The sequence below is a fragment of the Aliidongia dinghuensis genome, from assembly GCF_014643535.1.
GTDB lineage: Bacteria > Pseudomonadota > Alphaproteobacteria > ATCC43930 > CGMCC-115725 > Aliidongia > Aliidongia dinghuensis.
Genome location: NZ_BMJQ01000026.1, coordinates 1 through 14,957 on the forward strand (window position 1 = coordinate 1; position 14,957 = coordinate 14,957).

The 14,957-nt window shown below is 67.5% G+C and carries 4 protein-coding genes; all 4 read left to right on the forward strand.

Going from position 1 to position 14,957, the window contains the following annotated elements:
* The first annotated feature begins 364 nt into the window (after positions 1 to 364).
* The 4 genes from IEY58_RS31370 (at position 365) to IEY58_RS31385 (ending at position 14,683) form a co-directional block, all read left to right on the forward strand.
* On the forward strand, positions 365 to 1,099 hold the full coding sequence (locus IEY58_RS31370; protein ID WP_189052132.1) for an STN domain-containing protein: 735 nt from the start codon (positions 365 to 367) through the stop codon (positions 1,097 to 1,099).
* Between the two features lie 2 nt (positions 1,100 to 1,101).
* Positions 1,102 to 1,692: an RNA polymerase sigma factor gene (locus tag IEY58_RS31375; RefSeq protein ID WP_189052133.1), complete on the forward strand. Its 591-nt coding sequence runs from the start codon at positions 1,102 to 1,104 to the stop codon at positions 1,690 to 1,692.
* A gap of 65 nt (positions 1,693 to 1,757) precedes the next feature.
* Positions 1,758 to 2,750 (forward strand): FecR family protein, encoded by a 993-nt coding sequence (locus tag IEY58_RS31380; RefSeq protein WP_189052134.1) that lies wholly within the window; start codon positions 1,758 to 1,760, stop codon positions 2,748 to 2,750.
* Positions 2,751 to 2,998: 248 nt separating this feature from the next.
* Positions 2,999 to 14,683, forward strand: coding sequence for a filamentous haemagglutinin family protein (locus IEY58_RS31385; protein ID WP_189052135.1), 11,685 nt, complete (start codon positions 2,999 to 3,001; stop codon positions 14,681 to 14,683).
* The last annotated feature ends 274 nt before the right edge of the window (positions 14,684 to 14,957 follow it).

Here is a 14,957-nt window from a genome sequence, read left to right on the forward strand (position 1 = left end):
GCCGGGGCACATGTCCCCCCCAAGGTACTCGAGGCACAGGGGGCGAAGGGTAACTCCCGGCAGGCCGGCCCGTACCGATCAGTCTATCGTTACGACCAACCAATCGACGCGATGAAAGGTACAGGGGCGGTATCGGCGCGATCATGTGCCGGCGATGGGCTCGGCAGGGTGCAACGGTCATGGAGGGTCCGCTGGATCGGGCGGGTGGGTGTCATGATCCCTGAATACAATCTGTCGTAGATTGAATTGGTTGATCTGTTTTCGCGTGGCTCAGTCGAGGCGTCATGTGTGCGGTGCATTCCGGCGAGAAATCGGGATCTTGAAGCGTGCGACTGCGCCATGTTCGATCGGCCTATCGGGCGCCGTGATCGGCGAATGGCTCAATGGCGCCACGATCTTCCTGGCCGCCGTTCCCATCGCTCTCTGGATCGAAGCCGGCGTATCGGGCGCCCTGGCTGCGGACGCGCTTTCTGGAAAGGCCGACGTCGCAACCCGCGAGGATCGCCGGCAGTTCGATATCCCCCCTCAGTCGCTTGCCCTTGCGCTCGATGCCTATAGTGCCGTTACCGGCATGGAGGTCTTTTACGACGGCGCCCTGTCGCGCGGGCGTCGCTCGAGCGGCGTCACGGGGCTGTTGTCGCCTGAGGCCGCCTTGCGGGCGTTGCTTGATGGAACGGGGCTGGTCGCCCTCCGGACCGACGTCACCAGTTTCACCGTCCGGGTCGCGCAGCCGGACGCTCCAATGCCGCGTCCGGCTCCCGCCCCAGCCACGCTTGCACCCTACGCGCCGTATTTCACCGCGCTGCAAGCCAGCGTCGGCGCTGCGTTGTGCCGAAACCGAGCGGCGCAATCGACGCCGGAGGACGTGCTCGTCCGGTTATGGGTCGGTCCCGATGGAAGGGTCCGGCAGGTCGAGCTCGCGAGCGAGATGGCGGACCGCAGCCGGGCGGGCGATATCGTTCGCGGGCTCGAGGACGTCTGGACGGGACAGCCGCCGCCTGCAATGCCGCAGCCGATAACCATCGTGATATTTTCGCGCGCGCCGGGCGAGCGCACGCGCTGCAATCCTCCACCCTATCCTGCCCCCGAGGGACCGTGACGATGCCGGACGGCAAGGACGTCGGCGCTTCGCAGGAAAATTCTCTTGGGGCGCCGCTTGACCGCGGGCTTCGGCAAACGCTGGTTCTTGCCTATGCGGAACTGCGTCGCTGGCTGATCGGCCGACTTGGCTCGGCGGAATTGGCCGAGGACGTCCTGCACGAGACCTATCTGCGGTTGGAGCGGGCCGACCCGGCTGGGCCGGTCCGTAATCCCAAGCTCTATCTGATGCGCATGGCATTGAACCTCGCCTGGCGACGGCTCAAAACGGAAAGCCGCCACGTCTCATTGACAGAAGCGACCGAGGCGCTTGGCGTCGCAGACGATTTGCCGGACCCTGCCCGTGCGGCCGAAGCGCATTTCGAGGTCAAGGCGCTGGGCGACGCCCTGAACAGCCTGACGCCTCGACGACGCGAAATCCTGCTGGCCTCCCGCGTCGAAGGCATTCCGTTGCGCCTGATCGCCAAGAAAATCGGCGTCTCGCAACGGACCGTCGAGATCGAGTTGAAGCACGCCCTGGCCCATTGCGCGCTCCACCTCGGACGAGAAGTCGTGCAGAGATTCGGTCCGAAGGCTCGAAAAGAATCTCTCTGACGCCACGAAAGATAAGGACTTGCAGATGAGTCGGGTAGCGGCGACATGGATCGGGCGAGGGGCAGATGGGTGACGGCGCCGCCGCGCATCCGGAGCCTCTCCTCAGCGAAGCCCTTGAATGGGTCGCCCACTTCGCTTTGGGAAAGGGCAATGCTGCCGACCTCGAGCGGCTCAAGCGATGGTGCGGCCTCAGTCCCGCCCATGCCGAGGCTTTTGCCCAGGCGGCGAGGATGTGGAAGGCGATGGGGCAGACCGATGCGGCGCTCGCGGCGCGCAGCGCGCTGATCGCCTCCTCCACCGGTTCGGCACGGCCCGCTCGCGGGGCCTGGTCGAGACGGGCCGTCTTCGGCGGCCTGCTCGCGGCCGGCGCCGCCAGTATCGCCTATGTCTGCATCAGGCCGCCGCTCGACCTTTGGCCATCGGTCTCGGATTTGCTGGCGGACTACCGGACAGCGACCGGCGAGCAGCGCCGCCTTGAGCTCGCTGACGACGTTTCGGTGGATATGAATACGCGAACCTGCTTGTCCGAAGGGCCGCGCATCGACGGCGTCCGCGCCCTCGAACTGTTGTCCGGCGAAGCGAGCGTCACCGCCGGTCCGCGGAATGCGTCGCCGGTCGGCATGTTCGCGGCCGATGGCCGCGTCTTCGCAACCCAGGGCAAGTTCAACATGCGCTACGACGGGGAGCGCGTCACCGTCAGCTGCCTCTTCGGCGAGGCGCGGGTCGAATATGCGTCGAAGGTCGTGGTGCTGTCCGCGCGTCAGCAGGTCCGCTATGGCCGCGGAAAGACGAGCGACGTGGTGGCCATCGATCCGCAGATCGTCGATGCCTGGCAAAGCGGCGTTTTGATTTTCCATGCCGTGCCGGTCGCCCAGGCCATCGAAGAGGTAAACCGATATCGCCCCGGCAAGATCATCTTGCTGAACACGGAGGTTGGCGCCCGGCTCTTCAGCGCAAGATTCCGGATTTCAAACGTCGATGCCGTTCCGGCCCAGCTTCATCAAATATTCAATGTAAATGTCACGGAGCTTCCGGGCGGCATCGTTCTTTTAAGCTGACGAGATAAATTCATCTTCGTGAAATATTTCTGAAACATGAGTGACCTCTCGCGAAATCTTGGAAAGGTCGCTAACTAATTTTTCGGTCTCTGAGGCCGACAGGTATCTATAGAGGTCACAACCTCTAGGATGGGGCGAATCCTTTGGTTCTCCCTGCCGCTGTCGAGCCGAGAGAGACGTTGATGCCAGTTGCCGTGTTTCGCCGCAGCGAACTCCTCCGCGCCGTGCTCATGGCCGGGGTAAGCGGAATGACGCTCCTCGGCACCCAAACGCCTGCCCGCGCCCGGAACATTCTTTCGGCCGGCCCGGCCGCACCGGCGACCGCCGCTGCCATCGACGCGGCGGCGGCCAACGCCAGCGCAACCGCGATGGCACAGCAGTCCATGAACGCGCTGTCGCGCGCCACCCAGGCGCTGCAGGCGGTGCAGGCGGCCCAGAGTGCCGCGCGGAATCTGGCGCTGAGCGCGTCGGCGACCGTGCCGGACGGTCTTACGCCAGGCGGCCTCGTCCCCTATCCCGGCGCCACGACCGATGCAGCACTGCAGGCGCAGGGCATCGTCTGGCAGAACGCGCAACTGCCGACCCAGGTGACCGCCCCGAACGGGACGGTCGACGTCACCGTCCGGCAGACGGCGCCCAAGGCCCTTCTGACGTGGCAGAGCTTCAACATCGGCAAAAACACGACGCTCGATTTCGACCAGCAGGGCAACAGCCAGTGGACCGTGCTCAACCGCGTGCTTGCCGGCCCGCCCGATCCCGTCACCGGCGCGCGGGTCCAGGCCGCACCGTCGCAGATCCTCGGCAAGATCAATGCGCCCGGGCAAGTCTACGTCATCAACCAGAACGGCATCATCTTCGGCGGCAGCGCCCAGGTTAACGTTCACGCGCTTATCGCCTCGTCGCTCGATATCGGCCTGCCGACCAGCAACCTCGGCGAGCGGAACGCCTATTTCAACAATGCCAACAACAGCGAACTGACCTTCAGCGCCCAGTATCTCATCGATCGGTCCGCATCCGGGATCGACGGCGTCAAGGTCGCGCAATCGGCTCCGGGGACCGCGGCGCTGACGCCGACTTTCACTCTGCTGTCGGACGCCATGGAAGGCGACGTGACGGTGGCGCCGGGCGCGGTCATCGCGACGCCGGCGCTGAGCAGCAGCAACGAATCCTTGGGAAGCGTCGTGCTGGCCGGGCCGAACGTGACGAACCAAGGATCGATCCTCGTGCCGGACGGGCAGGCGATCCTGGTGGCCGCCCGGCATTTCACGCTCGATTCCAACAGTCAGGCGCTGCTGACGCAGAACGGTGTGGACCCGTCGCGCTACGATCCCAATCTGCGCGGGTCGATCGTGCGCACCGGGCTGGACGATCTCCCGGCGGATAAATTCCTGTTCGGCAATAATTCGCCGAACTTGACGCTGAGCGGCATCTCCGTCGCCCACAACGACATGGTCGTCCTTGCCGCGGGCGATCCGTTCGCCTGGGCCGGTCGGGTGACGTCATCGGGCGTGATCAGTGCGGATCGCGGCAACATCACGCTCGTCGGCCAAGCCGTGTCGGTCGACGGCGTCCTGTCCTTGACCACTTCCGTCAATCAGAACGGGTCGATCGACATTCTGGCGACACCCAGCTGGTCCTACCAAAGCCTGGTTGGCGGGGACGGCTTTGTCTATTACTTCCCCGTGGCCGACGCCGGCGCGATCACGCTGGGGGCCAACGCCACGGTCGAAATCCTGGCCGACACGACGGTCCAGGCCGACGGCACGCTCAAGACGCTCCCGTCGGATGCGACCTCCTCGGCACAGTTCCGCAATTCGGTCATCACGATGAAGGCCGAGGATGGCAGCGTGCAGACGACGCCGGCCAGCCTCGTCATCGGCACCGGCACGCTCCAGGCTTTCAAGACCCCTGGCCAGATCACGATCGACGGCGGCGCGCTCGTCAAGGCGCCGTCGGCGAGCCTCACGCTGAGCGCCGGCGACCCGATCGCCGACAATACGACCAACACCAGCTCGACCTATCAGCGGCCCGCGACGGTGACGGCCGGGTTGGTCATCGAGGCGGGGGCGACGCTCGACGTCTCGGGCCTGATGGATGTCGAGCTACCGATGTCCAGCAACCTGATCACGGTGTCGCGCGTCGGACTGAATGAACTTGCCGACGACCCGCTCCAGCGCAATTCCTTCCTCTATCGCCAGCCCGTCGTGCTCGATCGCCGGTTGCACGGCACGCGCGCCGACGGCTCGACGTGGGAAGGCTCGCCGCTCCTGAATGCCAACGGCTATGTCGACGCCTACGGCCGGACGGTCGGCGAATTGCTGCAGCCGGGCGGCTCGATCCAGCTCAACGGCGCTGCGGTCGTCTCGAGCGGGTCCGTCCTCAACATTTCCGGCGGCTATGTGCACTATCAGGCGGGCAATCTGGCGACGACGCGGGTGCTCGGTGCCGACGGCCACATCTACGATATCGGTACAGCCAATCTCAGCGTCCCGATCGTCGGCTTTGCCGGGCGCATGACGGTCGATCATGCGCACTGGGGCGTCAGCGAGACCTATGTCAGCGCACTGATCAACGGCGGTCCGGGCCTCTATCAGGCGGCCTATGATCAGGGCGCCAATGCGGGGGCCTTGACCGTCACCGGCCCATCGATCGTCGAAGGCACGATCCTGGCCGGCGTCACGGTCGGCGTCTTCCAGCACGCCGGCGTCGGCCCTTATTCCAGCAGCGAGCCGCAGGGCGGCACGTTCAACCTGTCGCCGTCCGCCGCCCCGACGACGCCACCGGACGAGCGGTTCTGGCCGACCCTGGATCTTACCATCGCGAAGACCGCGCCCGAGGTGTTGCCGGCGGCATTCGCGCCGGGCGACGCCTTGGCGACCAGCCAGTTCGATCATGTCACGCTCTCGAGCGATGCGCTCAATGCATCGGGCCTGGCGACGCTCAACCTGGTCGCGGCCGACAACATCACCGTCGCGCCGGACGCTGCACTCGCCTTGCCGAACGGCGGCAAGCTGTCCTTGAGCGCCCAGATCGTCGCGATCGGCGGCACGATTACTGCCCATAGCGGCTCGATCGCCATCAGTCTCGCGCCGGACGCGCCGAACTACTTTGCGGGTCTCACCCCGACCGCGCAGCCGCCCCGGGTCGGCTTCACGCTCGACGCCGGCGCGGTCCTGGACGTGAGCGGCCTCTGGGTCAACGACGCGGGTGCCACGAATGCGCTCGGGACCAGCGATGTCAACGGCGGCACGGTGTCGATCGCCGATCAGCCGGCGAATTTGCAAAACCCCAACGCCGACTTCGTCCCCGATGTGGCCAGCGTGACGCTGGCCCAGGGCAGCCTGATCGATCTCACCGGCGGCGGGCATGTCGCGACGAACGGCACGCTCAGCGTCGATTCGACCGGCGTGCCGCTCGGGCGGGGCGGCAACCTGTCGATCGTGTTGCATGGCACGCAGCAGGGCTCGCCGGGCCAGCTGCCGTCCACGCCCGACACGGCCGGCCTGCCGGCGCCGCAGCGCCGGGGTTTTCTCGACGACAGCATCGCCATCGGCGCAACCATTCGGGATGCGGGCTTTCAGGGCGGTGGCAGCTTCACGCTCACAGCGCCGTCGATCCGGGTCGGCACGGGAACGTTGGGCGGCACCGGCGGCGACATCACCGTGCCGATCGGCTTTCTCGAGAACGCCGGCTTCGGCAGCTACAGCCTGACGGGCGATTTCACCGCGACCGTCGACAGCGGCTCGGTCATCGACCTCACCCAGAAGCAACTGATCCCGAACGCGAATGCCGCGAGCGCCAGCAGCATCGCCGCCGCGGCGACTCTGGGGCAGCGCACCGGGGATCAGCGGCGCCCGGTCAATTTCTCGCTGGCCGGTCTCGGCTGGACCGCGTTCGATATCGGCGAGACGTCCGCCACTGGCAGCGTGGCGCTCGATCGGGCGCTGGTGGCCGACGGCGTGCAGATCCTGGCCGATCCCGGCGCCGCGATCTCGCTTTCGGCCGTCGGCCAATTGACCTTCGGCGGCCGGATCGTGGCACCGGGCGGCGCGGTCAGCCTGTCGGAGCAGCATCTTGTGGTGCGGCTGTCCGACCAAGCGGCCGCTATCGAGCTGTCGCCGGAGGCGACACTGTTCGTCCGCCCGGGCAGCGTGATCGACGTGTCCGGTGCTTTCGTCGCCGATCCCGTGGGGTCCGTCGTCGTGCAGGGCCGACAGATCCAGGCCGGCACGGTGCAGCCGGGCGGCACCGTCACGTTCAGCGCGACCGCGCTCGAGGTGCCGGCCGGCGTCACCGTGAATGTCTCGGGCGGGACGGGGATCGTCGATCTTCTATCGGGGACGACCACCGGATTGGGCGGTGGCCGGTATGCGGCGACGACGGTCGGCAGCGACGCCGGCGCGGTGACGATCGCCGCGGCCTCGTCGCTGGAAACCACCGGCCTCAATGATACTGCCGACGCCAATGCCGGCTACGGCGCGTTCGAGGGCACGATCGCGGCGGCCGGCGGCACGCCGACCAATGCCGGCGGCCATGTTACCGTGAGCTCGGCCGCGGTCATCGTCACCGACGGTGGCTCCGTGCTGCCGGCCGATGCGCAGCCGGGGCAGATGCCGGCGACAGTTTCAACCGGCTTCGTGCTGCCGGCTCAGACGCTGGTCGGCGGCGGCGTGGACTGGGTGACACTGACGGCCACGAACCTCGCCGGGTCCGGGACGGTCGCTTTCAGCGGCTCGCCGACGCTCGCGCTCGGCCGCGAGCTCGACATCCAGGCGGCCAACATCGCCTGGCTGCCGAGCGGCACCGTCGATCCGGCCGCGGCCATTCCGGCCGGGACGCTCAACGGCGCCGTGACGCTCAGCGCACCCTATCTCTCCATCGCCGGCGTGAGTGGACTCAATTCGGCAAGCGCTCTCGCAGCGCCATCCGCCGTCACGCTCAACATCGCGGCAGGAACCATCGATCTCGCCGGCTTCACCGCGACGCAGGGTTTCACGACTGTCGATCTGGCCAGCACGGGCGACATCCGCTTCGTGCCGCAGGGAACGACCAACCTCGCCGGCCTGATCGTCGGCGGCGATGTCACCCTGGCGGCGGCGCAGATCTACCCAGCGACCGGCGTCACCGGTCTCGTCCGGTCGACCGGCGCCACCGGGACGATCACGGTCGCCCGCACCGGCGCTGCGGCGCCGGTGCCGCTGTCGGCGGGGGGCACGCTGGTGCTGGATGCGGCCACGATCGAGCAGGGCGGCGTGCTGCGCGCCCCGCTCGGCACGATCATTCTCGGGCCGGCCGCCGCCTATGTGAGCACTCTCGGAACGGATGTCGCCGCCAATAAGATCGACCTGCTGCCCGACAGCGTCACCTCGACCTCGCTCGACGGGGGGGTGGTGCCCTACGGCCATACGGTCGCCCAGACCGACTGGTATTACTACGGCAGCAACGGCGGGATCGCGCCCAGCGGCGGCAATGCCTCGGTGCCGATCACCAGCCTGCCCGAGCAGCAGGTCTACATCAACGGCACCCGCATCACCGAGGCGGCGGGGGCGACGCTCGATCTGTCGGGCGGCGGCGACGTGGTCGCGCCGGAATTCGTCCCCGGCCTCGGCGGATCGCAGAACGTGCTGCGGACGAGCCTGACTGGCAATGCCAACGCGACGGTTTATGCCATCCTGCCCGGCGCTCAGCCCAATGTGGCGCCGGTCGATCTCGATCTTACCGGCGGCAAGGCCGAGGCCACGCACGGCCAGACGATCACGACGCTCGGCAACATCCCCGGTCTGCCGGCCGGCACCTACACGCTTTATCCGGGCGATTACGCGAACCTGGCCGGCGCGTTCCGGGTCGAGCTGCGCAGCGGCACCACCGATTTTTCGGCCGGGACGGCGGTGCGGATGCCGGACGGCGGCTATACCGTGGCGGCGACCACCGGCATCGCGGGAACGGCGATCCAGTCGTCGCGCACGCAAGCCTACAGCATCATGTCGGGAACGGCCTGGCGGCAATACTCGCAGATCAACAGCACGTCCGGAAACAGCTACTTCGCGAATTTGGCCGCGACGGCGAATATCGTCGCGCCGCGCCTGCCGGTCGATGCCGGGCATCTGACGCTCGGTGCCACGACCGGCCTCGTGCTCCAGGGCACGAACCTGTTCCAGGCTGGGGCCGGCGGCCGCGGCGGCGAGGCGGACATCACCGGTGCCCAGATCGAGGTGGCCTCAGCCGGCGTCGCACCGCAGGCCGGCTATCTCGTGCTCGATCCTGCCGATCTCAGGGATCTCAATGTCGACAGCCTGCTGCTGGGCGGCACGCGCACCTCGACCACGGCGGGCGAGCAGCTGACCGCGACCGCGACCAGCATGCTGGTCGATACGACCGCGGCCGACCCGCTGACCAATCCGGAGCTGATCCTGGTGACGGGAACCGTGGGCGGGACGGCCGGTCAGCTCACCATCGCGCCCGGCAGCGTGGTCGAGGCGCTCGGTACGGCCTCCGCCGTCACGACCCCGATCGTCGCCGGCACGACGTCCTTCCTCCGCCTGTCCAATGCCGGTCTCGTCACCGTCACGCGCCAAGCCGCCGCGCCGACCCAGGACCTGATCGCCATCGGGGCGGGCGCGGTCCTGGACGGCGGCGCCTCGCTGCTCATGAGTGCCGCGGGCGACGCGACGATCGACAATTCGGCCGAGATCGGCGCAACCGCCATCGATCTGGGGGCCAGCCATATCAATATCGGCGCGCCCGCCGGGGTGACCGGCACGGATATCGGCCCCGCGACCTTGGCGCAATTGGCCCAGGCGAAGGTGGTCATCCTGCGCGGCACCCAGGCCATCACCTTCTACCAGGGCCTCTCGATCGGCAACGGCAGCGGCGCCTTCACGTTCGACACACCCGTGCTGGCCGCCGATCCGGCGGCGGCCGGCACGGTGCAGATCAGCGGCAACACCGTCACCTTCACCAACGATCTGGGCGCCTCGCCCTCGGTCGCGCCGACGGCGGGCAGCGTCGCGCTCGCGGTCAACGCGAACCAGATCGGGATCGGCGGCACCGACAAGGTGATAAACGGGTTCGGCAGCGTCGCACTCACGGCCGGGACCGAGATCCTGGTCGGGACGGGCGGAACGACCAAGGGCGGCCTCCAGACCGTGCCGACCGGTTCGCTCACCACGACCGCCGACCTGCTGCTCTCGACGCCGCAGCTGGTCCTGGCCAATGCCTCGAAGCAGTCGATCGCGACCTCAGGCCAGTTCAAGCTTGTCGGCCTGGCGGGCGCCGGCGCGACCGGCACGGACCAGCTCGGCGGGCGTCTCGACGTCGATGCCGGCTCGATCGATATCGAGGGCACGATTTTCGCCCGCGCCGGCGCGGTCAACCTGCGCGCCCGCACCGGCGACCTCACACTCGGCTCGACGGCGAAGATCCTGGCCGGCGGCTACGAGCAGAATTTCGTCGCGACCGTCGTCGATGTCGGGGCGGGCGCCGTGACCCTTGCGGCCGACCAGGGCAACATCACGCTCGCCGGCGGCGGGCTGATCGACCTGGCCGGCGTCGGACGCGGCGACGGCGGCAGCCTGTCGGTCACGCTCGGCAGTGCCGCCAGCACGCTCTCGCTCGCCGGGACTGTGACGGCCGCTGGCGGCAACGCCGGTGCCGGCAGCAGCGCCTTCACGCTCAACAGCCAGGGCACGGTGGCGCTCGACGATGTCGCGCGCCTGGTGGCCACCGCCGGCTTCAAGAACCGGATCGCGGTGACGAGCGGCAGCGGCGATCTCGCGCTCTCCGTCGGCATGACCGCCCAAGAGGTCGATCTCGATGCAGAGGGCGGCCGGGTCACGGTGTCCGGCACGATCGACAGTTCCGGGACGCGGGGCGGCCATATCGCCCTCTACGGCGCCGATGGGGTTACCCTGACCAGCACGGCCCAACTGCTCGCCCGCGCGTCCAACGCCACGGCCCATGCCGGGCTGGTCGAGATCGGCACGAGCGGCAGCGGCCAGCTCGATCTCGAGGCCGGCTCGATGATCGACGTGACGGGCGGGGCCGGCATCTACGGGCTCTCGGGCGGCGGCACGATCCATTTCCGCGCGCCGTTCGCAAGCTTCGGGTCGAACATCCTGCAATCGACCCTGGTCGGGCCGACGGCGGTCATTTTCGAGCCGTTCAAGACGGTCGACGTCTCGCAGATCAACGGCGCGGTCATCAATCAGTCGACATGGGCGGGCGTGCCGGGCGACCCGAACAATCCGGGCATCATCGGCGGCTTCATGTCGGATACCGATACCACGGGGATCGAGGCGCAGGTCGCCGCCCTCTATCCGCAGCTCGCGGCACTCGGCGTCCTGCATGTCCAGCCGGGCCTCGAGCTCGACAATTTCGATAAGAACGCGAACAACGGCGGGATCACCTTCCAGGACCTCAACCAAGTCGATCCGATTGCAGGGGCGCCCACGCCGCTCGCCATCGACTTCTCGGCCCTGCGCTTTGGCGCCGCCCACAACGAGCCCGGCTGGCTGACGGTCCGGGCGGTCGGCGACATCACGCTCGACGCGACCTTCAGCGACGGCTTCCAGCCGGACCCCGGCAGTGGGCTCGCGACCGATGCCGGGGCGCCGCTGATGACCTGGAGCGGCAGCGGCCCGTTGCCGCTCTCCTGGTCCTACCGCTTCACGAGCGGCGCCGCCGTGGCGAGCGCCAACCCGACGGCCACTGCCGCGGCCGGCCAGGGCAATCTGCTGATCGGCGACACGAATGCCCTGTCGCTCAGTTTCGGCAACCCGAGCGTGCTGATCCGGACCGGCACAGGATCGATCGATCTGGCGGCCGGTGGCTCCATCTCGCTGCTGAACGTCTATGCCGAGGTCTATACGGCGGGCGTCAATACGCCCAATCCGGCCGGATTTTCGAACGGATCGGAGTATAACGCTATCAGCACCTACGGGCTATTCGGCGCCGGCAGTGATCCGACGCTCGCCATTCCGACCGGCAGCGGCGACATCACCATCAAGGCGCGGGGCGACTTCAACCAGCCGGGGGTCGTGCAGACCGCTCCGGGCCTGACCGGCTATTATCTGGCCTGGTCGAGCTACGCCGCCAACACCGCCAACAATGTCCCCTGGCTGGGCTTCGACGGCTCCTCGACCAGCAATCCGTCCGTCGACGGCCTCTTCGGTTCGGACCCCAGCAGCTTCGGCTCCGCAACCAGTCAGTCCGCGGAATTCGTCGATTTCGCGGCGCTCGGCAATGCCGGGAACCTCTACACTTTCGGCGGCCCCGTCGCGCCGGCCACGGGCGCCGGTATCGCGGCGATCGGCGGCGGCAGCATTTCCTTGAGCGCCGGCGGGAACGTCAATGACGCGTTCCTCTATGTCGTCTCGCCGTTTCGCGTGACCGGCGGCCTCAGCGCCGGCGCTCCGACGGTGATGACCCGCTATGGCAGCGGCAATCTTACCGTGGCGGCCGGCGGCAACATCGCCGGCGGCGTGGCCTACGTCGACAACGGGCTCGCCCGGATCTCGGCGGGCGACGCCGTGACCAGCACCGCGACGCCCCAAGGGATCCAGGCCAGCGGCCTAGCGGCCACCGGCTTGGCCATCGGCCTCGGCGACGCCTCGGCGCTGGTGACGGCACGCAACGGCATCGACATTGCCCAGGTCTTCCAGGCGGCGCAGGGTATAAATGGGATTGGGGGCGGGGCTCTCCCTAACGTTGGCGCTCTAACGCAGATGTCGCTCTATGGCCTCAACGATCAGCTGACCATGGTCACGGCTGCCGGCGATTTGACGAGTGAGTTCGGGTCCTATGCCCCGCCAACCGTCGATCTCGTGAGCCCGCGCGGCACGATCCAGCTCACCGGCAACTGGACTCTGGCGCCCTCGCCGACCGGCACGCTCGATCTCTTGGCCTCGGACGCGGTGCAGTTCGAGGGCACGGTCCAGATGCTCGATATCAACCCGGATCTGCTCGGCACCCCGCTGCATCCCTCCTCGCGGGCTCTTTTCGATGAGGTCCAACCCCAGCTCTATCATTTCGCCAACCTGCTGACCCAGGGGGTGGGGGACGGCACCTACCCGACCGCCCCCGTCGATGGGGCGAACAATTACCTGCTCCATGACGGGCCGGTGCCGCTCCATGCCGGCGACACGACACCGGCCTATATCGTGGCACTCAACGGCGATATCGCCGTCGGCGCGGGCAACCCGAACGATCCGGTGCAGATAGCCAACCTCAACGGTCTAGGCGAAGCCTTCAATCCCTCTAATAAAGTAAACAGCCTGATCCTGCCCAAGGCGGCCGTCATCTGGGCGGGCCGGAGCATCTACGGCCTGACCTACAGCGGCCAGAATGTCAGCCCGCTCGATACCACGCTGATCCGCGCCGGCCAGGACATCAGCTACACGCCGGGCGCGCTCTATCAGCTCTTCTCGTTCAGCACTCCTAGTATCGCAGGCGCGGCTGCGACCAGTTTCACCATCGGCGGGCCGGGCCAGTTCGACCTGATCGCCGGGCGCTCGATCAACCTGTCGCCAAGCTCCTCGTCCGGGCCCGAGGGCGTCCAGGCAGTCGGCAACCTGATCAATCCCTGGCTGCCGAAGGCGAGCGCCCAGATCAACCTGCTCTATGGCGTCGGCCCGGGCCTCGACCAGACGGCTTTCGCCAACCGCTATCTCGATCCGGCGCTGGGTGTGGGCCAGCCGGGCGGGTACGCCGCTGCCGCGCTCGTCGCCTATATGGACACGCGTGCCGCGGAACTCGCCGCCGAGGGAGGGACGGCGGGCTCGACCGATCTGACGCCGGCCGAGGCCTATACCGCATTCCTCGCCCTGTCGCCGGCCGATCAATTGCCGCTGATCGAGCAGGTCTTCTTCGCCGAACTACGCTCGATCGCGCCCGACCCGAACAGCGCGGTCATCAGCAATCCTGCCCGCGCCTTCGCCGCGATCGACACGCTGTTCCCGCCCGCCGACGGCTACACCGATCAGAGCGCCGCCGCGCCGCAGCGTCAGACGACGGGCAACCTGCGCATGCTGAATTCCGTCGTGCGGACCGAATTCGGCAGCTCGATCAATATTCTGGGTCCCGGCGGCAACGCGCTGCTCGGCAGCCTGACGCTCGATCCGACCTTGCCGCCCAATTACCAGGGCATCTTCACCGCGCGCGGCGGGTCGATCAACGTCTTCCTCGACGGCAATTTCACGGTCAACAACAGCCGCGTCTTCACCGAGCAGGGCGGCGACGAGACGATCTATTCGGCCAACGGCAATATCGATGCGGGCCGCGGCAAGAAGACCGCCAGCTTCAACCCGCCCCTGACCGTGCTCTATGACGGCGGGTTGGTCGCCAGCATCAACCCGTCGGGCACGGTCACGGGATCGGGCATCGGCACGCTCGTGACCGTGCCGGGCAGCCCGCGCGGCAACATCTACCTCCTGGCGCCCCACGGCGATGTCGATGCCGGCGACGCCGGCATCCACGCGTCGGGCAACGTGACCGTGCTGGCGCTCCAGGTGCTGAATGCCGACAACATCCAGGCGGCCGGCACCACCGTCGGCCTGCCGACGACGGTGGCGCCGAACACCGGGCTCTTGGCCGCCGCCTCGAACACGGCCGGCGCGGCCGTCGCGGCGGCCGAAGAGACCGCGCAGCGCACGCGCCAGCCGGCCGTCAACACCGAGCTGCCCTCGATCATCACGGTCGAGGTGATCGGCTATGGCGGTGCCAGCCCCCAGGATAAGAACCCGGCGCCGGCCGACCGGCGCCGCCAGTCGAGCGATGCTCGCCCGACGGCGCCGGACCCGCGCGATGCCGTCCAGGTCGTCGGCGTCGGCGAACTCAGCCGCGATCAGATGCGCGACCGGGTTCAGGCGCTGGCCGATCAACGGCGCAGATCCGGCGCGCAATCATCATCCGGCGAAGGCGCCAGAGGACCGGATTGAGCGTCGACCGCTTGCTGTCCGGGCGTGTGCTGCCGCAGCCGACGGCTCGCGTCGGCAAGAATGACGCCAGATCGAAACCAGTAAATGGTGCCGCTTCGTGGCAGGAATGCCGTTTCGATAAATCAAGAAAATTCCGTGAGGAGTTTCAATAAAACCGAATCGTGTGAAAAACTATGAAAGAGTCATCAAAGTGACTGATTAATCATACTATGGTTAATACGCTGATCTCGTAAACAATCTCTGGATTGTTGTTCCGAGATTGCGCGGTCTCTTG

Coding starts and splice junctions, on each gene's coding strand:
- IEY58_RS31375 (WP_189052133.1), top strand. CDS start 1,102: ATGCCGGACGGCAAGGACGTCGGCGCTTCGCAGGAAAATTCTCTTGGG.
- IEY58_RS31385 (WP_189052135.1), top strand. CDS start 2,999: ATGACGCTCCTCGGCACCCAAACGCCTGCCCGCGCCCGGAACATTCTT.
- IEY58_RS31380 (WP_189052134.1), top strand. CDS start 1,758: ATGGGTGACGGCGCCGCCGCGCATCCGGAGCCTCTCCTCAGCGAAGCC.